This window comes from Weissella minor (assembly GCF_001437425.1).
In the GTDB taxonomy this organism is placed as follows: domain Bacteria; phylum Bacillota; class Bacilli; order Lactobacillales; family Lactobacillaceae; genus Weissella; species Weissella minor.
Genome location: NZ_JQCD01000024.1, coordinates 219,863 through 239,929 on the forward strand (window position 1 = coordinate 219,863; position 20,067 = coordinate 239,929).

Annotated in this window: 21 protein-coding genes; 18 read left to right on the forward strand and 3 right to left on the reverse strand. The window is 37.7% G+C overall.

Annotated elements, in window-relative coordinates:
- From IV67_RS09430 to citG, 3 genes are all read left to right on the forward strand, one after another.
- On the forward strand, positions 1-825 hold an 825-nt coding region (locus tag IV67_RS09430; RefSeq protein WP_236698252.1), incomplete at its 5' end, for a phage tail tip lysozyme.
- A 264-nt stretch (positions 826-1,089) separates the two neighbouring features.
- Entirely contained in the window at positions 1,090-1,632 is a 543-nt protein-coding gene (citX, locus tag IV67_RS09435; protein WP_057787567.1) for a citrate lyase holo-[acyl-carrier protein] synthase, read from the forward strand.
- Positions 1,632-2,483 (forward strand): triphosphoribosyl-dephospho-CoA synthase CitG, encoded by an 852-nt coding sequence (citG, locus tag IV67_RS09440; RefSeq protein ID WP_057787569.1) that lies wholly within the window; start codon positions 1,632-1,634, stop codon positions 2,481-2,483. The genes citX and citG overlap by 1 nt, the downstream gene beginning before the upstream one ends.
- 52 nt (positions 2,484-2,535) lie before the next feature.
- Here the strand turns inward: citG and IV67_RS04560 are convergent, their stop codons facing one another.
- Positions 2,536-3,222, reverse strand: coding sequence for a type 1 glutamine amidotransferase domain-containing protein (locus IV67_RS04560; protein WP_057787571.1), 687 nt, complete (start codon positions 3,220-3,222; stop codon positions 2,536-2,538).
- A gap of 39 nt (positions 3,223-3,261) precedes the next feature.
- The gene (proC, locus tag IV67_RS04565) at positions 3,262-4,029 is read right to left on the reverse strand and encodes a pyrroline-5-carboxylate reductase (RefSeq protein WP_057787573.1); all 768 of its coding nucleotides are present in this window, start codon (positions 4,027-4,029) and stop codon (positions 3,262-3,264) included.
- 292 nt (positions 4,030-4,321) lie between these two features.
- On the opposite strand from proC, the gene IV67_RS04570 reads away from it, so the two are divergent.
- The 8 genes from IV67_RS04570 (at position 4,322) to IV67_RS04605 (ending at position 10,365) form a co-directional block, all read left to right on the forward strand.
- Positions 4,322-4,813 (forward strand): hypothetical protein, encoded by a 492-nt coding sequence (locus IV67_RS04570; RefSeq protein ID WP_057787575.1) that lies wholly within the window; start codon positions 4,322-4,324, stop codon positions 4,811-4,813.
- A 93-nt stretch (positions 4,814-4,906) separates the two neighbouring features.
- Positions 4,907-5,698 carry an alpha/beta fold hydrolase gene (locus tag IV67_RS04575; protein ID WP_057787577.1) on the forward strand — a complete coding sequence of 264 codons (792 nt, stop codon included), beginning with the start codon at positions 4,907-4,909 and terminating at the stop codon, positions 5,696-5,698.
- 497 nt (positions 5,699-6,195) lie between these two features.
- Positions 6,196-7,206, forward strand: a complete 1,011-nt coding sequence (locus IV67_RS04580) for a zinc-dependent alcohol dehydrogenase family protein (RefSeq protein WP_057787579.1) — start codon at positions 6,196-6,198, stop codon at positions 7,204-7,206.
- A complete protein-coding gene (locus IV67_RS04585) occupies positions 7,206-7,919 on the forward strand; it encodes a DUF6198 family protein (RefSeq protein WP_057787581.1) in 714 nt (237 codons plus the stop codon). The genes IV67_RS04580 and IV67_RS04585 overlap by 1 nt, the downstream gene beginning before the upstream one ends.
- Before the next feature lie 2 nt (positions 7,920-7,921).
- Positions 7,922-8,320: a VOC family protein gene (locus IV67_RS04590; RefSeq protein WP_057787583.1), complete on the forward strand. Its 399-nt coding sequence runs from the start codon at positions 7,922-7,924 to the stop codon at positions 8,318-8,320.
- 126 nt (positions 8,321-8,446) lie between these two features.
- Positions 8,447-9,094, forward strand: a complete 648-nt coding sequence (locus IV67_RS04595) for an ABC transporter ATP-binding protein (protein WP_057787585.1) — start codon at positions 8,447-8,449, stop codon at positions 9,092-9,094.
- On the forward strand, positions 9,084-9,860 hold the full coding sequence (locus tag IV67_RS04600) for an ABC transporter permease (protein WP_057787587.1): 777 nt from the start codon (positions 9,084-9,086) through the stop codon (positions 9,858-9,860). Before IV67_RS04595 ends, IV67_RS04600 begins: the two co-directional genes overlap by 11 nt.
- A gap of 52 nt (positions 9,861-9,912) precedes the next feature.
- Positions 9,913-10,365 (forward strand): Fur family transcriptional regulator, encoded by a 453-nt coding sequence (locus IV67_RS04605; protein WP_057787589.1) that lies wholly within the window; start codon positions 9,913-9,915, stop codon positions 10,363-10,365.
- A 189-nt stretch (positions 10,366-10,554) separates the two neighbouring features.
- On the opposite strand, the gene IV67_RS04610 is transcribed toward IV67_RS04605, so the two are convergent.
- Complete coding sequence (locus IV67_RS04610; protein WP_057787591.1) at positions 10,555-10,926, reverse strand: MerR family transcriptional regulator; 372 nt, start codon at positions 10,924-10,926, stop codon at positions 10,555-10,557.
- A gap of 118 nt (positions 10,927-11,044) precedes the next feature.
- On the opposite strand from IV67_RS04610, the gene IV67_RS04615 reads away from it, so the two are divergent.
- The 7 genes from IV67_RS04615 to IV67_RS04645 all read left to right on the forward strand — a co-directional run bounded on the left by IV67_RS04615 (position 11,045) and on the right by IV67_RS04645 (position 20,057).
- A complete protein-coding gene (locus IV67_RS04615; RefSeq protein ID WP_057787593.1) occupies positions 11,045-11,434 on the forward strand; it encodes a carboxymuconolactone decarboxylase family protein in 390 nt (129 codons plus the stop codon).
- A 203-nt stretch (positions 11,435-11,637) separates the two neighbouring features.
- Positions 11,638-12,585, forward strand: coding sequence for a Dyp-type peroxidase (locus IV67_RS04620; protein ID WP_057787595.1), 948 nt, complete (start codon positions 11,638-11,640; stop codon positions 12,583-12,585).
- A 138-nt stretch (positions 12,586-12,723) separates the two neighbouring features.
- Positions 12,724-14,430 (forward strand): mannose/fructose/sorbose family PTS transporter subunit IIC, encoded by a 1,707-nt coding sequence (locus IV67_RS09555; RefSeq protein ID WP_083486671.1) that lies wholly within the window; start codon positions 12,724-12,726, stop codon positions 14,428-14,430.
- A 181-nt stretch (positions 14,431-14,611) separates the two neighbouring features.
- Positions 14,612-15,793: a thiolase family protein gene (locus tag IV67_RS04630; RefSeq protein ID WP_057787597.1), complete on the forward strand. Its 1,182-nt coding sequence runs from the start codon at positions 14,612-14,614 to the stop codon at positions 15,791-15,793.
- Positions 15,794-15,948: 155 nt separating this feature from the next.
- Positions 15,949-17,286, forward strand: coding sequence for an FAD-dependent oxidoreductase (locus tag IV67_RS04635; protein WP_057787599.1), 1,338 nt, complete (start codon positions 15,949-15,951; stop codon positions 17,284-17,286).
- A 90-nt stretch (positions 17,287-17,376) separates the two neighbouring features.
- Positions 17,377-18,075, forward strand: coding sequence for a DUF975 family protein (locus tag IV67_RS04640; RefSeq protein ID WP_057787601.1), 699 nt, complete (start codon positions 17,377-17,379; stop codon positions 18,073-18,075).
- 380 nt (positions 18,076-18,455) lie between these two features.
- Complete coding sequence (locus IV67_RS04645) at positions 18,456-20,057, forward strand: APC family permease (RefSeq protein ID WP_057787603.1); 1,602 nt, start codon at positions 18,456-18,458, stop codon at positions 20,055-20,057.
- Positions 20,058-20,067 lie beyond the last annotated feature (10 nt).

Sequence of the window (20,067 nt, forward strand, 5' to 3'; positions counted from 1 at the left end):
AAGCAGACGACACCTGTTAAGCCAGTGCAACAGCAAAAGCAAGTGAAGCCAGCACCAAAGAAGCAGACAACACCTGTTAAGCCAGTGCAACAAAAGCAAGTGAAGCCAGCTGCAAACCAAGTCGTACTCGCATCATTAGCTAAGCCAGTACAACAAGAGCAAGTGAAGTCAGCTGACTTCCAGGCAGAACAAGTGCAAGCAACAGCGGTGAAGCCAGTTGATTCAAAGGTACAAACATCAACGACACCGAAGTTTATGAAGGTCAATGCAACTGTTGCATCACAGCCTGAAGTTGTGACCAACGAGGCAGCCGATTTCAATACTGTAAATCAAGCGGCAGTGCAAACTTCAGCGCTTCCATTGAATTCATCAATTAGTTATTCATATACAGATCAACAAATTGCAAATGCACAGTTTATTTACAATTATTTCTTGTCACTTGGTTGGACACCAAATGCAATTGCTGGTCTTTTGGCTAATATGATGGCGGCAAGCTATTTGAACCCAGTCTTTACTGATGGCGTTGGTTATGGTCTATTGCAATGGACGTCTACAGATGATTTGATTGCTTGGACGCAAGCTAAGGGATATGATTATCAAACCCTTTCAGGTCAATGTGCCTATATTCAACATATGATGACGACTAAGGTAACATCATTTGAGAATGAAAATGAAAAAATGAGTAGTGTTGATTACACTGAATCAAAGCAGTCACCTGCTGAATTAGCCGTTATTTTTAGAAATAATTATGATGGTCTAAAAAGCACAGATGATGCACAACTTAGTGCAGATGCTGATTACTGGTATCAACTATTCGCAATTTAAGTAACAGGAATAATCATTCAATTTTGGATGATTATTTTTGCGATATTGCATTATTTAGTAACATGAGATCAAAGGTCTAATGTTTAGGGGCGAATTTGTAAGCGAAAAACGCGACTGATTGATAGAAAATTTGATTTTGATAGCAGGATAAAAGCATTCACGTTTAAGTGGATGCTTTTTATTATGTTAAAATCTATGGGTGCTTTTTTAAAAAATTAAAACAAGGTATAATGATAGTATGTTATGCAGATAGGGGAATTTAAAGTGTCAGAAATATTTGAAGCAGGGCAAAGTGTTACACTAAATCAGATTTTAGAAAACAAAGAGTGGCGTGTGTACCAACAAAACAAATTGGAACAACAATTTCCAAATAAAACGATTGTCAGTGTAAAGTTAAATATTCCTGGTGAAATTAAGCAGAGCCCAGCGATTGAGCTCATATTTAAAACGGGAGTGAATATTCTTGATAGAGTGTATGATGATGTCACATTAGCTAAAGAAAGCTATATCACGCGCATAACAGGTCCAGAAACTTTTTATGTGATTGACGCATCATTACGGGATACTAAAACATTAGCAATTGAATTTGAAGAGGCTAGTAAATTAGGGCGTTTGTTTGATGTAGATGTGATGTCAACAGAAGACCAAGGGCACCAATTATCGCGAACCGAGTTGGGATTTGATGTTCGACGCTGCTTTGTTTGTGGGGAACCCGCAAAAGTATGTGCTCGGACACAAAAACATGCTAAAGCTGAAATGATTGATACTTTGAATACACTTTACGATGAGATTGAGGCAAGTAATTGATGGGACAAGTTGATTTGGTACAAGTGGCACAAAAAGCGTTACTTTATGAAGTAACGGTGAATCCTAAGCCAGGATTGGTAGATCCGCAGAGTCAAGGTGCGCACACGGACATGGATGTCTTTACTTTTATAGACAGTTCAGTCAGTCTTTTACCTTATTTTCAAGAAGCTGTACAATTAGGTGAAACATTTAACGATAAGGGTGATTTAACACAGCTCTTTGATGTATTGCGATTAGCCGGGCAACAAGCTGAAAATGATATGTTTAATGCGACAAATGGGGTAAATACGCATAAAGGTGCGATTTTTTCATTAGGTATTTTAGTTTGTGCGACAGCGTATTTACAAGCACAGTCAATACCAGTCACAACAGATCAATTGCGGATGACCGTACAGGCGATGTTAGTTGGCATGAGCGATCATGATTTTGCAAAAATTAAGCAAAAGCCAGTGGATCAGCTAACTGCTGGTGAACGACAATTTTTAAAATATGGCGCGACCGGAATTAGAGGCCAAGCAGAAGCCGGATTCCCAATTGTCATGACATTAGCTGTACCGTTCTATCAGAAAACAAGTGGACCTTTGAATGAGCGCCTTTTAGATACTTTGATGATGCTATCAAGCGAGACGGAAGATTCTAATTTAATTAAACGTGCGGGAAGCTTGGATATATTACCTTGGTGGAAAGAGCAAGTTGCACAGTATTTTAAATTGGGTGGAAGCCAGACAGCTGAAGGTATGGATTTTCTAAGAAAGTTAGATGAGATTTGTATCGCTAAAAATTTGAGTTTAGGTGGATCAGCAGATTTATTGATATTGACTATCTTTGTCGCTAATGTGTTAACGAAATAAATAAAAAAGTCACGATTGTTTGCTTAGCGTAACAAACAATCGTGACTTTTTATTATTTAATATTTTGAATTAATAAATGAGCCACTTCGCGGGGTGAAAATGGATTCTGACCTGTAATTAATTGTCCATCTTGAATGGCAAATGGCTTATAAGCACGTTTCTTTAGGAAATTAGCACCACGTTGTTGAGCCAGTGTTTCGTTCATGAACGGTACTTTTTTAACCTTACCGCTCAAATATTCTTCAGCTGTTGTGAAACCAGTAATCTTTTTTCCAGCAATCAAAGGTTTACGATTATCATCTTGTAAAAAGAATAGGCCGGCAATTCCGTGACACACTGAAGTAATGTAACCACCATTTTTATAAATGGCCTCACTAATACGCTGTAAGTAAGGATTGTTTGGAAAATCCCACATAACTCCGTGACCACCTGTGTAATAAATGGCACTGTAATCATCTGGATTAATTTCTTTGGCTGGGATAGAATGCATTAATGCCCGTTCTTGGAAGTCTGAATCTTTATAGTAGCTTGTAATATTTTCATCAAGATAATTTAAACTTCTCGGATCGATCGGAACGTATCCACCATTGGGGCTTGTATAATCGACTTCAATGCCAACTTTAAATAACTCATCAATAAATTCAGTTGCTTCACCTAACCAGAGACCAGTGGCATCGTTTGTTTGACCATAAGTGGCAACATTAGTAAGGACAATTAGTACTTTTTTATTATTTGACATGGAAAATTCCTTTCAAAGTTAATCATGATGAAGAGTAGATTAGCCATTTGATGCTTCAACGGCATCAATAACTGCGGCACGGAACGCGTGTTGTTCTAGAGCGACAACACCCCGAATTGTTGAACCACCTGGTGTCGTTACTTGGTCTTTAAGCACATCGGGAGCGATGTTGGTTTCTTGCATTAAGCTGGCACTACCTTTAACCATGCTGGCGGCCGCTTGGTAAGCTAATTCGCGATTAAGACCGTTTTTGACTGCAGCATCACCTAATGCTGCCATGAAAACATCGACAAAGGCTGGTCCACAACCTGTCACTGTCCCGAAGATACCAAATTCACGTTCTGAAGTGATAAAGACATCACCAAGTTGTTGTAAGAAACTTTCAATTGGTTCTGAATCTGTAATGTATTCATTTAGTGCAACACCTAAAGTTCCGTGATTAACTGCAACTGGTGTGTTTGGCATGAGTAAGGCAACTGGTTGTTCAGGCAAAATGGCATTAATTTCAGCAAGTGAAATACCAGCAGCTGCTGAAAGAATAACCGTTTGAGCCGATAATGTTTTGAATTCTTGCATAACCGCTAGTGTAACCGGCGCTGGAGTTGTAAAAATGACAAAGTCTGGATTTGCATTAATGACGCTTTGATTGTCAGTGACCACTTCAATTTGATGTTCTTCTTGATAGGTAGTCATTGCATCATTTATACGATGATTACTAAGAATTAACTCTTCAGACTTCATTGTGTTTAAAAGACCATCAATAATGGCTTGGCCCATGTGACCAATTCCGATAATTCCAACTTTCATGCGTTAAATTCCTCCGTTAATAGGTTGATTATTAACTCATTGTAGCACAAGTATAGGGGATAGAATGGTGATGATTCTTGTTTGTGAGCGGCTTATTTTACAAGATTTCATATGTATTAAATATAAATAGCAAAAAATTTCAATTTGTCATTTAAAAGCCGAAATGTCGAAATAACGACATGTTGTTACGTATGCTTAATTTAACTGTTAACCATTACCATTATTCATAAGAAGATGGATGCTAAACTAGTTAGTGAATTAAAATACGAAAGAAATGGAGCGTAACGACAGCATGAATTTAATGGTCACTTTGGGGATGATGATTGTTTTACTTTCAGTAATGGGATTAAGTTTAATCAAAAAGTATAACCAGCAACATAAGCAACCAAAAATAAAAATTAACAATGGTGGCATTACACTTCATCAATTATTTAAGAAGTATCATTTTACAAATGAGATAGATTTAGCAAAATTGGACTTATTTATTTTAGAAATTGAACAAAACGATTTAAGCGGTGTGGTTGGCGATTTGAAAAGTAAAGCTACCGCAATTCAACAACAGGGGCAGGATGCTGATAAAATTGATCAAAAAGATTATTTAGATTTTGTACACAGCTACAATCATAAGAAAATTCAATTTGAGCGTGCACTCGATGTTCAAAAATCTGAAACAATAGATATTAAAAAATATTTGTTGGTCGGATTGTCATGTGGTATCTTACTGATTTCATTGTCAGCATTATCACGGATGTATGTTTTGGCCAGTGCTTGGATGCATATATAGAAGGAACGTAGGAAAGATGGCCTATGTTCTTTTTTTGTGGCCTTAAAAATGATGTACAATATAGACAGAATATATTTGAAATGAGGAAAGGTTATGGCATATTTGAGTACGAATGATCATGTACGTTTGTATTACGAAGATAATGAAGTTGCATCAGAACATGCGATAATTCTCATGCACGGATTTGGCGGCAATCATGCAGAGTTTATTAATCAGGTTGCGAATCTAACCGAATCAGGTTATCGGGTTATTAGTTACGACCATCGTAATCATGGTTTATCAGATCGAACCTTTCAAGGGTTGCGAGTGAGTCGCTTAGCCACGGATTTAAATAATTTAATCAATGAATTGCAACTAAAGTCAGTTGATTTAATCGGTCATTCGATGGGGGCTTCTGTAATTTGGGCATATTTGTCCTTGTTTGGTGCTGAAAAAATTCAACATATTGTCACGATTGACCAATCACCCAAAGCTTTAAATACGGACGATTGGGCATTTGGTTTATTAGATGATACTTGGGCTAATGTGGCTTTTACGGCACGCAATGTGGAACATACCAAAATGACAGTTAAACGCTTGCCAGACAATGCTTATCAGGCAATTAGAGCGGTTCAAGCTGATCATGCTTTTAATTATGATCAAAATGAACCATTACTTTTGAATCATTTAGTGCAAGACTGGCGTGACGTGATCCATACTTACGCAGACGTGCCACAATTGTTTATAGCAGGTGGGGAGTCCCCGCTTTGGTCATGTGATTATGCGAAGACGTGTCAATATATCGCAAATGACCAAGCTGCAGTTACTGTGATTCCACATACAGGTCATTTACCACATGTTGAAGATCCAGATGCGGTTAATGCAGCATTAGCGACATTTTTATAATCTAGAAGTCAGCTGAATGAACAGCTGACTTTTTTTGTTTATTAACGTGAATCATTACACATTTTCTTTAATTCCCCAATTTAATCTTCTTTTTTTATAAAAAAAACTGGAAATCGATTTCATTAAAATGGAGAAAATGAAATTTATTGGACATGCATATAAGGTATTTAAATGTTTGTATTTGATTCTTTTGTGATTGTTTTTATAATAAAAAACATTGCCAATCGGTACCAATAAAAAGCTTGCATTATAAAAACAACGCGTTACAATATTAATTGTGAATAAGTTAACTAACTCGCTCAAGGAATTAATTATTTTATTCAATGATTAAACCAAATCAGAAAAAAAGCTTGTAAAAATCTTTTGAATAAAATCAAAATGGACACTTGAATTTTTAAAAATTTGGCTTATCATATTAATTGTAAACGTTTTCATAAAAACACTGATTATGTTGATTGGTGCCTATGAATTTTTGAAATATCATGGAGGATATATTTATGCGTGCTTTAGTATTAAATGGATTGAAGAAGTTAGACGTTGAAGATATTGAAAAGCCAGCCTTGGGTGCTGACGAAGTGCGAGTAGATACTGCTTATGCGGGTATCTGTGGAACTGACAAGGCTTTGTATGCTGGACTTCCAGGATCAGCTGATGCTGTGCCACCAATTGTGTTGGGACACGAAAATTCAGGTGTTATTTCAGAAGTTGGTGCCAATGTAACCGATTTCCAAGTTGGTGACCGTGTCACAGTTGACCCTAACATCTATGATGGTACTTGTGAATACTGTCGTACGGGTCGTCCAGAATTGTGTGACAACTTGTCAGCCGTTGGTGTCACACGTGATGGTGGTTTTGAAGAAAGCTTCACAGCACCTGTTTCAGTTGTTTACCACGTACCTGAGAATGTTTCACTACGTGCCGCAACTGTTACTGAACCAATTTCATGTGCCGTACACGGAATGAAGCTATTGAAGTTCACACCATACCAAAAGGCTTTGGTTATCGGTGATGGATTCATGGGTGAGCTATTTGTTCAATTGCTACAAGCCTATGGTGTTCACCAAGTTGACTTGGCTGGAATTGTTCAAGAAAAGCTTGACTTTAACAAGGAAAAGTTTGGTGTAACAAACACATTTAACACTGCAAATGGTGAAGAAATTCCTGCTGATTACGATGTTGTTATCGAAGCCGTTGGCTTGCCACAAACACAAGAACAAGCAATTGAAGCAACTAAGAAGGGTGCTCAAGTTATGATGTTCGGTGTTGGAGAACCAGACCAAAAGTTCTCAATGAACACATACGAAGTCTTCAAGAAGCAATTGACGATCCAAGGATCATTCATTAACCCACACGCATTTGAAGATTCATTAGCATTGCTTTCATCAGGTAAGTTGGATGTTGAACCATTGATTTCACATGAATTAGATTTGTCAGAAATCCAAAGCTATCTTGATGGTGAAATTTCAGGTGTATCAAAGGCGATTGCTAAGGTAAGTGGAGCTAAGTAATGACAGTAGAACAAGATGATACGAAGATATCAATGTCACAGTCAATCATGTACTTTGTGTTGTCCCTTGTGATTAACGCTTTAGGAAATGTATTGACAATTGTGACAAGTGCGCACGTACATCCCGGATTCTTAGGATCTGCGTATTGGACTGCTGCACAAACAAATTTGGGGAATGCCTTGGGTGTTAACTTATTCTGGACTTTCTTAGTATTTGGAATGTTAGTTTCATTATTGAATGCTGCTTTGGTTGGTAAGTTTAATCTCAAGCGTATTTTAGGTAACTTGATTTTCATGGTGCCGTTCTCAGCGTTGATTCAAGTGTTTGCTGATTTCTTCAATCCGCTTATGCCTGAAGCAACAACTTGGCCAATGATTACGCTATACATTATCGTCAATTTCTTTGGGGTATTTTGTATTGGTATTGCCATCTCAATCTATCAGCGTGTCAACTTAGTTTTGCACCCAGCGGATGATTTAATGCAAATCCTTCGTTTTAAGTATTGTAACGGTAATGCTGGTGTCGCGATGTGGATGTCATATATTCCACCTACCATTATGGCGATCGTTGCATTCTTCATTAATCACAAGTTTCAAAACTTTGGTTTGGGAACCGTCTTTGCCTTCTTGTTCCAAGGTGGCATTACCGGATGGGGTGATACCCATATTTTCCCTAACCTAAAGCATCAACGATTAGAAGTGGGAGATAATTAAAAATGGACGCAGTCGAAAAGTATACAACTGGTTTGCAACACGTTGGAATTCCAACACGTGATATGGCCGCAACAACTGAATTCTGGACTAAGCTTGGCTTTAACCTTAAGGGTGAGTTCAAAAACGGCGAAGCAACTGTTAAGTTCTTCGAATACAAAGGGCTTGTCATTGAAACATGGGAAGGTAGCGAAGAAGAAGCTAACCAAACCGTTGGTGCAATCAACCATATTTCATTGGACACAACTGATGCAGATGCTTTGTTCGCTGAATTCCAAAATGCTGACTTCAACTTATTAAATGATGAAGTACAACATCTACCATTCTGGGATAACGGTATTAAGTTCTTCAATATCCAAGGACCTAATCAAGAAGTTGTTGAGTTCTGTGAAATTGTTAAATAAGTGATATTAAACGCCGATTCATTTGAATTGGTGTTTTTTTTAACCATTTCCCTAATTTAATTTGTAATCATTCTAAATTAGAGTTAGAATAGAAATCAAATAAAGGAAGTCAAAGGGGAGGCACTTATGAAATTAACTGTAGAAAACTTGCAGATGAAATATGATCAAACGACTTTATTTGATAATGTGTCATTTAGCGTTCAAGATGATGATTGGTTAACGATTACTGGTGAGTCAGGAAGTGGAAAGAGCACGCTTTTGAAGATTATTGCGGGTTTGGTTGACGCTACTGCTGGAACGGTTAAATTAAATGATAAAGCGCAATGGGATTACGAAATTAGTGATTACCGGCAGCAAGTATCATATGCTGTTCAATCGGCACAATTGTTTGGGGAAACAATCAGAGACAATTTGGATTTGCCTTTTGTGGTGCGTGATCAAGAACCTGATGTTGAACGCCAGTTAACGCTCATGCACGCCATGGAGTTACCTGAAGATTATTTAGATAAGGATATTCATGAATTGTCTGGTGGTCAGAAGCAACGTGTGGGTGTGGCTCGAAATTTGATTTTTCCGCCTAAAGTATTGTTACTAGATGAAATTATGACTGGACTTGATGGCGCGACAAAAACAACGATTTGGGCCTTGATTAAGCAGATGCAAGAAAAGTATCATTTTGCAGTATTGTCAGTCACGCATGATAGCGATGAAATCAATCAAGCGCAGTGGATGATGCATGTGAATGATGGAAAGGTGGTTCTCGATGAGCACTAATATTGATGTCAGTAATTTATCATTAGTTTTATCTTTTGGTCTCGTTTTTATTTCTTTGGCGATTAGTTATCAACAAAAACTGAATCTCGAAAAGGAAACAATTATCTCAGTTGCCCGTTCGATTATTCAATTAATCATTGTTGGTTTCTTGTTAAAGTTTGTTTTTCAAGTTGACAATGTGTGGTTAACCTTATTGATGTCAGCTGTGATTATTTTCAATGCAGCACGTAATGCCAAATATCGTAGTCAAGGGATTCCAGGAGCATTTCAAATTGCCGCTGTTGGTTTAACGATTTCAACGGTCATTACAGTTGGTATTTTAGTCATGACGAAAGTGATTGAATTTGAACCCTATCAATTAATCCCAGTTACCGGAATGGTTGCTGGAAACTCAATGACCGCGATGGGATTAGTCTTCCGTAATTTAAATCAACAATTTAATGATCAACAGACGATTGTACAAGAGCGTCTTGCGTTAGGGGCAACACCAAAGTTAGCAACGGGTTCAATTGCTAAGGAAGCAATTCGAACGGGCATGCAACCAACAATTGATTCAGTTCGAACTTATGGATTAGTTTCGTTACCCGGCATGATGACTGGATTGATTATGGCTGGTGTTGATCCGATTCATGCGATTAAGTATCAAATTGTGGTTGTCTTTATGCTCCTTTCGGCAACTGGGATTGCATCTGTCTATGCGAGCTATTTAGCAACACGTAAGTTCTATAACCAACATTGGCAATTAGTATTACCCAATCAAAAGTAAGTATGGTATATTTTGATAAGCAATAGCTTGATTGCAGCAAGGAGGTACCATTGTGGCAACAAATGAAATTGAGCATGCAGTGGAACACATGCGAGAAGCTGGTTATAAAGTAACACCACAGCGTAAAGAAATTTTGTCATATTTAATTGGACATGAAACACATCCAACGGCTGAAATGATTTATCAAGATTTACAAGCCCAAGATAAGAACATTAGTTTAGCAACGGTTTATAATACGATTGAAATGCTATTGAAGACCCGCTTGGTTTTGGCCATCGATAGTGAAACCGATGGTAAAAGACATTATGATTATTTTGGACATCCACATTATCATGCTATCTGTACTAATTGTGGACGTATCGTGGATGGAACTGAATTTGATTTAAGTAATTTACCAAATATTGCGGCTAATGAAACCGGTTATTTAGTTAAGGCGTATGAAGTAACAGTTAAAGGGCTTTGCCCTGAATGTCAGTTAAAATTGGCAGAAAACGGTGAATTATAAGAAAAGCAACTGATTTTAAAATCAGTTGCTTTTTTAGTAGAATTTGGGAGTAGAAAAGTACGAACGCATTTACTTAGAAACAATGATGAAGGTGATACAAAAATGAATAAGTACATAACTGATGACGTTAGAGGTGACTGTTTGGTTTATTTGAAACCGATTTTGATATGGCGGAGATATTTTTCCATGCTATAACATGTCTGTTTTGTGCAAATATATTTTTATTTTATTTTCTATAAATTTGATATTGTTATTTATACATTGTTCTTCTTCATGTAATTTATCTAGTTGGTTAAATAGTAATTGAAGTCGTTTAGGTATAGTTGCATCCCCCTGATACCGAAGTACAGTATATTCACGCATATGTTTTATATCCATACCTGTTTTTTTTAATTTTATAATGAATTCAATCCACTCTAAATCTTTGTCTGTGTAGTATCTTTGATTGGAATCATTTCGTGCTGGAAAAATAAGTTTCTCTTTCTCATAAAATCTTAGGGTATCGATGCTTAAACCAGTTTTTTTGGAAAACACACCTATTGAATAAATTTGATTTGTCATGCAAATAAAACTCCTTTTCAAAAGTTTTTCTTTACCTTGAGTATACTCCAGGTTTTACAATCAGAATATCATGAAATATGAATGATTTACGAAGGATTTACAAGAAATGGAGAATGCTATGGAACGTAAGGAACAAACAGAACGGTTTAAAAAAGGTTCAGCTAATTTAGCGAAAATTGATGGTGTTGGCGGTCAAGCTGTAATTGATTCATTAGCGGGAGTTGGTGAAGACGTTGGAAAATATATTATTGAATTTGCTTTTGGAGATATTTATGGTCGTGATGCACTGAATTTTCAACAAAGAGAAATGATCACGATTACCAGTTTATTATCTCAAGGGGACACAGAACCGCAATTAGAAGTGCATATTAATGCCGCTTTAAATGTGGGATTAACGCAATCGGAAATTGTTGAAATATTTATTCAATGTATTCCATATGTAGGTTTCCCTAAAGTGTTAAACGCATTATTTGTTGCCCAAAAAGTATTTGATAAGCAAGATAATTAAGTATAAGAAAAGCAACTGATTTTAAAATCAGTTGCTTTTTTAGTAGTATTTGGGACATTAATATCAGTCTTTAATTTAGTTTCATTCTAATTTATGCTATAATAAAGATGTATTTTAATATTAACCCAAATGAAATAGACTTACTATTTGTATGTTAAAGCATGAAGTCTATTAATTGCCAAACAGTATGGGAGGACACGATTATGGTAGAAATAAATCCAGCAAAAGCACAAGATGTCTGGAAGGACATTGGACAACATGTTTCATTTGTAGTGTTGTCATTAACGCGGGAAAATCAAGCAGCTGCACAAGCCGGCATTCAAGAATTTGCAGATCGGTCACAAGCAATCATTCGGTCATTACGCATTCGCGCAGCTGATGATAGTTTAAAGGTTTCTATTGGCTTTAGTAACGAAGCTTGGGAATATTTGTTCCCAAATGCAGCGAAGCCTAAAGAACTTGAGACTTTTACGGGTGTGACGAGTCCAGAGTATAGCATGCCAGCAACTGCGGGAGATATATTCTTACATATTCGTGCCAAAACGGAAGCAACGGTGTATGAGGTGGTAACACAATATCGTAGATTCTTAAAAGATTTTACGACTGTTGTAGATGAAACTAAAGGTTTCCGTTATTTTGAAGGACGAGCAATTATTGGCTTCATTGATGGGACTGAGGCACCTGAAGTTCAGGATGCAGCTGAATATGCCATCATTGGGGATGAAGACCCTGATTTTGTGAACGGTTCATACGCCTTCGCTCAAAAATGGCAGCATGATATGGACTTTTGGAATCAACAAAAGACTGAAACACAAGAAAAAGCAGTTGGTCGTGAAAAGTTTACTGATTTAGAATTAGAAGATGAAGATAAATTTGCGAATGCGCATAATGAAGCCTCAAAATTTGAGCCAGATGGCGTCGAACAAAAAATTGTACGAATGAATGTACCTTTTTCAGATCCAGCTCAAGATGTAACCGGGACTTATTTTATAGGTTATGCGCGTTCATGGAATGTAACGAAGAATATGCTACAAAATATGGTTGATAACAGTGATTTTTTGTTAACTTTTTCAACATTATTAACTGGACAGCTTTACTTTATCCCATCGCGTGACTTATTGGATGCGATTGCTGAGGGTGAGTTAAACTAAAACAATTTAAGTATAAGAAACGAGATACATAATCTGTGATTATGTATCTTTTTTATATGAAAAAAATCTTGCACAAGTTAATGAAAACGGTTACACTTATTTTAGTGATTATTTGAAATAATAGTAGGAGACAGCAATATGATTACAAATATTTTAATTTTTCTTATCGCAATGCTGGCTGGAATGGAATCGGTTTTGGACGCTTGGGGCTTTAACCAACCGATTATTGCAGCTAGTTTGATTGGAATTGTGACTGGGCATCCAGTGGAAGGGCTAATGTTGGGTGGTTCACTTCAATTAGTTACTTTGGGTTGGATGAACGTTGGGGCCGCGATGGCGCCTGATGCGGCATTGGCTGCGGTTGCTGCCGGTATTTTGGTTACTGGTCCAACACAATTACCTGTGATGCAAGGAATTGCGCTAGCGATTCCTTTGGCTGTGGCGGGTCAAATGTTGACAATCTTTGTCCGTACATTGATGGTTTCATTTACCCATATGGCTGATGCGTATGCCGCCAAAGGGCAGGCACGTAAAATTGAAATTTTACATTTCACAGGCTTGTTCATTCAAGGATTACGTGTTGCAATCCCAGCGATGCTCATCTTAGCGTTGCCAGCTGAAACAATTACACAAGCAATTAATGCAATTCCATCTGTGATTACGAATGGTTTGCAAGTGGCTGGTGGATTCATTGTGATTGTTGGGTATGCCATGGTAGTTAATATGATGGCATCTAAAACACTTTGGCCTTATCTATTCTTGGGTTTTGGACTTTCAGCCATTACTTCTTTGAATTTGACGGCGATGGGTATTATTGGTGCCGCAATTGCCTTAATTATTGTGCAATTGACAAAGTTCAATACAACTGAAGTTGAAGAGCAGGCATCAATGGTGCCTGAGGATCAAATTGATCAGCCATTATTAACGAAGAGTGATCAATTGCATACATTCTTCCGTCAAGGTTTCTTGTTGGGATCATTCAACTATGAGCGTATGCAAAACATGGGTGTTGCTTACATTATGATGCCAACATTACGTCGTTTGTATAAGGACCAACCAGATGAATTCGCGGCTGGATTAAAGCGTCATTTGGAGTTCTTTAATACACATCCATATCTAGCTGCACCGATTATTGGTGTGACGATGGCGATGGAAGAGCAAAAGGCTAAGGGTGCACCAATCGATAATGCGACAATCAGCTCAGTTAAGGTTGGAATGATGGGACCAGTTGCTGGTGTCGGAGATCCACTATATTGGGGAACGCTACGACCAGTTATTGGTGCCTTAGCAGCTTCATTTGCGGCGCAAGGTTCAATGATTGGACCAATCTTATTCTTCGTTGCATGGAATATCATTCGTTTGGCAACCCTATGGTTTGGTCAAAAGTTTGGTTATCAACAAGGAACTAACATTGGGATGAACTTGTCTGGTGGCCTTATGCAAAAGGTTACACAAGGAGCCTCAATCATGGGTATGTTCATGATGGGAGTCTTGGTGCCACGTTGGACAACAATGAATTTTCCATTGGTCATTTCAAAAATCAAGAATGACCCACGAAATGTGATTAGCATGGATAGTGTGAACAATGTGCTCCAAAGTAACCATTTGACAGGTGATGACATTGTTAAACTATCACAACAATTAACGAGTGGAAAAGTTTTTGGTAATTTCCAAGTAACTACTTTAAATGATGTCTTTAATCAATTGATTCCTGGCTTAATGCCATTGCTTTCATTGTTTATTGTTATCTGGTTGCTCCGTAAGAATGTTTCACCAATTACGATTATCTTTGGTATTTTCGCGATTGGGATTCTGGGTTACGCCGTTGGTATATTCGGTGTTTAATCGGTCGCAACAAGTGTGTATATGATAGCTAAAATTAGAAAAACTTTGTGTAAGGCTGGCAGGTCCTTTACACAGAGTTTTTTTATTAGCCAATTAAGGTTTTGAGATTATAGTGTGAGTTGACAAAAAAGACATGTTAAAATAATTAGGAAAATAAGAACTGAACGGAGCAAAAGAACAAATGGCCAAGGTATATATTGTGGGTGCAAAACGCACGCCAATTGGAAAATTTGGTGGGAGTTTGGCGAGTGTGTCAGCTCAAAAATTAGGGGCGCTTGCAATCGACGCCGCCATTACGGAAGCTGATGCAACAAAACAGCTACCAATTGACCAAGTGTTGATGGGAAATGTGTTACAAGCTGGGCTAGGTCAAAATCCAGCCCGCCAAGCAAGTCAACTTGCTGGGCTGGGGGATGCTGTTCCGGCGATGACGTTAAATGACGTTTGTGGATCAGGCTTATCGGCTATAAATACAGCGGTTGCACTCATTAATGCAGGACAAGCTGACATCATGGTGGCAGGTGGTATGGAAAGTATGTCAAATGCACCATATGTACTAGATAAAGCTCGTTTTGGTTATCGCATGGGGGATGGTCAGTTAAAAGATACATTGCTTTCAGATGCATTAACTGATGCTGAAGGTGGTTTCCATATGGGAATCACAGCTGAAAATATTGCACGTGAGTATACGGTTAGTCGTGAAGATATGGATGAATTTGCATATCAGAGTCATCAAAAAGCTTTACAAGCAATCGAGACAGGGCATTTTGATCAGGAAATTACACCTGTGACAATTAAAACGAAAAAAGGTGAAGTGGTTGTTAATCAAGATGAAGGCCCACGTGCTGACACATCGATTGAAAAGTTACAGAAGTTACGTCCAACATTTGAAGATGATGGCACGGTGACTGCCGGGAATGCTTCCGGGATTAATGATGGGGCTGCAGCCGTTGTATTGGCAAGTGCCGCAGCCGTTGAAAAATATGATTTAACCCCCCTTGCAGAATGGGTTGATGCTAGTTTAGTTGGTTTGGATCCTATGCGAATGGGCGTGGGTCCGTATTATGCGATTCAAGCTTTAATGCAAAAACAACCGCATTTGGCGTTGTCCGATATTGATACTTTCGAATTAAATGAAGCTTTTGCAGCACAAGCATTGGCAACAAATCGCTTGTTAAAACTAGATGCATCACATGTAAATCCTCATGGTGGGGCTTTAGCATTGGGGCATCCAGTTGGTGCATCGGGTGCACGTGTTTTGGTAACATTGATTAATGAATTGAAGGCTGATTCATATGGGATTGCTGCCTTGTGTATTGGCGGTGGTATGGGCGTTTCAACGCTGGTTAAAAAGGTAAAATAATTTAATTGGTTGATGGTTAAAAGCAAGAAATCTGATCAAGATTTCTTGCTTTTTTAGAATCATTTAAGTTTTCCCCTTTAGTATATTTCTTATAAATAGTAAATGATTTAAACTTTTATGTGAAAAAACTAACAATAAATGGAGGCTTTTAACTTATGAAGGTTGCAGTAATCGGTGGAACTCACGCAGGTGTCTTTTCAGCTAAGCAAATTGTGGCAGAAGTACCGGGCGCAGAAGTGCATGTATTTGAAAAGAACGATACGGTATCATACCTATCATGTGGAACGGCATTATGGATTGGGGATAATGTTTCATCACCAGATCGTATGTTTTATGAATCACCTGAATCAATGAAAGAACAAGGGATTCATATGCATATGAATACTGAAGTGACGGCCGTTGATTTACAAGCAAAGTCACTTGAAATCAAGTCATTGGCTGATGATTCAACGCGTCAAGATACATTTGATAAGATTGTGATTACAACAGGATCAAAGACGCTAGTACCGCCAATTCCAGGTATTGACAGTGAAAAGATTTATATGAGTAAGAGCTGGAATGATGCGAAGCGTTTGAAGGAACGCACAGCTGATATCAAGAGTGCCATCGTAATCGGAGCTGGTTATATTGGTGCCGAATTAGCAGAACAATTGTCAATTAATGATAAAGAAGTGACAATGATCGATGCAGCTGAACGTGTTCTTGCGAATAATGTCTCACCAAAGTTATCTGGCATTGTGGCTCAAAAGTATGAAGATCATGGTGTGAAGTTGGTGATGAATGAAAAGGTTGTTGGCTTTGAAGACACAGCTGATGGCATTATCGTTAAAACTGATGCCGGAAGTTACGAAGCTGAATTAGCGATTTTGGGAATTGGTTTCCGTCCTAACACTGACCTAGTGGCTGATCAATTAGACACGATGGATAATGGGGCAATTAAGACCAACGAATATATGCAAACTTCAGTTGAAGATGTTTATGCTGCTGGTGATTCAACAGCTGTCTTCTATAACCCAACGCAAGCGTATGATTATATTCCGCTAGCAACTAATGCGGTCCGTCAAGGAATGTTAGTTGGACGTAATATTGAAAAGCCAACAATTGCTTACCAAGGAACACAAGCAAGTTCAGCAGTTGAATTGTATGAAACTGCAATTGGAACAACTGGAATTACAAGTGTTGAAGGTGCAACGGCCAAGGGCATTGATGCCGACTCAATCTCAATTGAAGAAGATTACCGTCCTGACTTTATGCTATCAACGACTGAAGTTGTTGCTTCATTGGTTTGGGAAAAGGGAACTCGTCGTATTATTGGAGCTGAATTCTTGTCAGCGCATGACGTAACGCAAGCGGCCAATGTTATCTCATTAGCAATTGAAAACAAGATGACAATTGATCAACTGGCCATGAGTGACTTCTTCTTCCAACCTAACTTTAGCCAACCGATTAACTATATTTCTTCAGTAGCTATGGCTGCTGTTGCCAAAGTTTAATTTTTTTCGGAAAACTGCCTCTTGGGCAGTTTTTTTTGTTATGATAATAAGAGTTATTTATATATATAGAGAAAAGGGAGTCATATTAATATGCAAACAGTAACAAGAGCGGAGATAAAAGCTGAAGCTAAAGGCTTTTTGATGAAATTTTATGTGTATAATTTGCAATTATTCTTAATTCCAATCTTAACGATGTTTTTGATGAACGTTTCAACTGATACAAATAGATGGGGCGTTGCGTTAGTTGGATTTCTGATTACGGTAGTTAATTTTATTACAACTAAAAGTATGCAATATGTGACATTGGATAATTTACGTGCTGGTCAACCAACTGGTGCGCCTATTTCACAACAAATGGAAATGACCAAGAAAAAGTATTTTTTTGGTGTTTTGATGATTAGCTTGCTGTCATATATCTATTTGTTTTTTTGGACCTTATTGTTGGTGATACCAGGTATCGTTAAGTCATTCTCTTATTCACAAGCATTGAATTTGTACAAGGATTCAGTAGATGCTGGTCAACCTTTAGGCTATAACGAAGCGATTACGAAAAGTCGTGAGTTGATGAACGGACATAAAGTAGACATGTTGGTTTTGTATCTAAGTTTTATTTTATGGGGGCTAGCAGTTCTCTTTACACTTGGTCTAGCTATGTTCTTTGTTTATCCTTATTACACAATCACTGTGCAAAACTTCTATTTGCATCTTTTGAGAGAGAAAAATTTTGAACCAACAACAAGGATTGTTGATGTTCAAGTTTTAGGTGATGATACGAATGAATTTGAATAATAAAAGTGACTTGTCCGAGGACAAGTCTTTTTTTTATTACAGAAAAAATTTTACTTTACGGATTGATTACATTTTTATGGTTGGTTTAACTTAAAAGAAAAAAAGAATCATGAATAGTGAAAGTGGTTCATAGTTGCTATAGACAGTTGTACGCACGATTAAACGAAATTATATTTTAAACGAAATATGACTAAAAGAACTTTTAATTATATGTATATTAAATACAAATTATTTTTATTAGAATTTTAAAAATATTTATTTGTGTGTATTTGTTTGAAATCCGAACGTGAGTTTGTTAACATATATAGCCATACAGTAAATTAAACAACCATTACGCTTAAACGATGATTTGGCGGAGATGGAAAGGGGTTTGTATTGTTATGAAGGAACAGAAGAAAATAGGACTGTTTCAGATCGTCATGCTCGCGCTTGGCGCTTTGATTGGATCAGGTTGGTTATTTGGTTCATGGGAGGCAACGAAGGTTGCTGGTCCAGCTGCAATTATTTCATGGGTAATTGGAGCGATTGTTATTGGTGTCATTGCCTATAATTATGTTGAATTAGGGACAATGTTCCCACAATCGGGTGGGATGAGTAAATATGCCCAGATTACACACGGTTCGTTATTAGGATTTATGGCTGCTTGGGCTAATTGGGTTTCTTTGATTGCTTTAATTCCGATTGAAGCAATTGCAGCTGTTCAATATATGAGTTCATGGCCGTGGAGCTGGGCTTCTTGGACGCATGGATTCTTTAGTAACACGAAATTAACATTGACTGGTTATGTTGCGGTGATTATCTTTATTTTGATTTTTACATTGCTTAACTACTGGTCAGTTAATTTATTAACACGTTTCACAAGTTTTATCTCAGTGTTTAAGATTGGAATTCCAGTCTTAGTTATTGTCATGTTCACAATGAGTGGTTTCCATCCAGAAAACTATGGACAATCAATTTCAGAGTTCATGCCATATGGAACGGCACCGATTTTCGCGGCCACAACCGTAGCTGGAATTATTTTCTCATTCAATGCTTTCCAGACAGTGATTAACATGGGAAGCGAAATTAAAAAGCCTGAACGTAACATTGGTTTAGGAATTGCCATCTCACTTGGAATTACCACGGTGTTGTATGTCGTTTTGCAAAGTACGTATATTACATCATTGGATCCAGCATTCATCGCCGAGCATGGTTGGCACGGCATCAATTTCCAATCACCATTTGCTGATTTAGCAACATTATTGGGATTGCACTGGTTGTCAGTCTTGCTATACATGGACGCATTTGTCTCACCATTTGGAACAGGGGTTTCATTTGCTGCGACAGCGAGCCGTACTTTAGCAGCGATGGTTTCTAATAACCATATGCCAAAGTTCTTAGGTAAGATTAATGACCAATATGGTATTCCACGAATTGCGATGGCCGTTAATGCCATCTTAAGTGTCATCTTAGTTTTGATTTTCCCATCATGGACAGCTTTGGCTAGTGTGATTTCAACATCAACCTTAATTGCTTACCTAACTGGTCCGGTTTCAGTTATGAGTTTGCGTAAGGATGGTAAGGATTTGCGTCGTCCATTTAAGGGTAAGTTGATGCCAGTAATGGCACCATTGGCCTTTATCTTGGCTTCACTTGCAACGTACTGGGCAATGTTCCCAACGACACTTGAAGTGATTGTCGTGATTATTTTAGGACTACCATTCTATTTCTTCTATGAAAAGAAATTGGGTTATCCAAATACAAAGAAGGCATTCAAGAGTAGTGCTTGGATGTTAGCATATCTACCATTTATTTCATTGATTTCATACATCGGTTCACATGAATTTAACGGATTGAATTGGATTCATTATCCATGGGATTTTGTTGTGATTATTATTGCATCATTATTCTTCTATAACTGGGGTGTTCGTACATCATTCCAAGGCCGTTATTTCAATGAAGCGGTTGAATTAAACAAAACAGTTGTCCTTGAAGACGACTAAAAAAAGAACT

Excerpts from the sequence above, each read along its gene's own strand:
- IV67_RS04600 (WP_057787587.1), top strand. The coding sequence starts at position 9,084 with ATGAGCACTAATATTGATGTCAGTAATTTATCATTAGTTTTATCTTTT.
- IV67_RS04620 (WP_057787595.1), top strand. The coding sequence starts at position 11,638 with ATGGTAGAAATAAATCCAGCAAAAGCACAAGATGTCTGGAAGGACATT.
- IV67_RS04560 (WP_057787571.1), bottom strand. The coding sequence starts at position 3,222 with ATGTCAAATAATAAAAAAGTACTAATTGTCCTTACTAATGTTGCCACT.
- IV67_RS04585 (WP_057787581.1), top strand. The coding sequence starts at position 7,206 with ATGACAGTAGAACAAGATGATACGAAGATATCAATGTCACAGTCAATC.
- proC (WP_057787573.1), bottom strand. The coding sequence starts at position 4,029 with ATGAAAGTTGGAATTATCGGAATTGGTCACATGGGCCAAGCCATTATT.
- IV67_RS04580 (WP_057787579.1), top strand. The coding sequence starts at position 6,196 with ATGCGTGCTTTAGTATTAAATGGATTGAAGAAGTTAGACGTTGAAGAT.
- IV67_RS04645 (WP_057787603.1), top strand. The coding sequence starts at position 18,456 with ATGAAGGAACAGAAGAAAATAGGACTGTTTCAGATCGTCATGCTCGCG.
- IV67_RS04595 (WP_057787585.1), top strand. The coding sequence starts at position 8,447 with ATGAAATTAACTGTAGAAAACTTGCAGATGAAATATGATCAAACGACT.
- citG (WP_057787569.1), top strand. The coding sequence starts at position 1,632 with ATGGGACAAGTTGATTTGGTACAAGTGGCACAAAAAGCGTTACTTTAT.
- IV67_RS04630 (WP_057787597.1), top strand. The coding sequence starts at position 14,612 with ATGGCCAAGGTATATATTGTGGGTGCAAAACGCACGCCAATTGGAAAA.
- IV67_RS04570 (WP_057787575.1), top strand. The coding sequence starts at position 4,322 with ATGAATTTAATGGTCACTTTGGGGATGATGATTGTTTTACTTTCAGTA.
- IV67_RS04590 (WP_057787583.1), top strand. The coding sequence starts at position 7,922 with ATGGACGCAGTCGAAAAGTATACAACTGGTTTGCAACACGTTGGAATT.
- IV67_RS04640 (WP_057787601.1), top strand. The coding sequence starts at position 17,377 with ATGCAAACAGTAACAAGAGCGGAGATAAAAGCTGAAGCTAAAGGCTTT.
- IV67_RS04615 (WP_057787593.1), top strand. The coding sequence starts at position 11,045 with ATGGAACGTAAGGAACAAACAGAACGGTTTAAAAAAGGTTCAGCTAAT.
- IV67_RS04635 (WP_057787599.1), top strand. The coding sequence starts at position 15,949 with ATGAAGGTTGCAGTAATCGGTGGAACTCACGCAGGTGTCTTTTCAGCT.
- IV67_RS04575 (WP_057787577.1), top strand. The coding sequence starts at position 4,907 with ATGGCATATTTGAGTACGAATGATCATGTACGTTTGTATTACGAAGAT.
- IV67_RS09555 (WP_083486671.1), top strand. The coding sequence starts at position 12,724 with ATGATTACAAATATTTTAATTTTTCTTATCGCAATGCTGGCTGGAATG.
- IV67_RS04610 (WP_057787591.1), bottom strand. The coding sequence starts at position 10,926 with ATGACAAATCAAATTTATTCAATAGGTGTGTTTTCCAAAAAAACTGGT.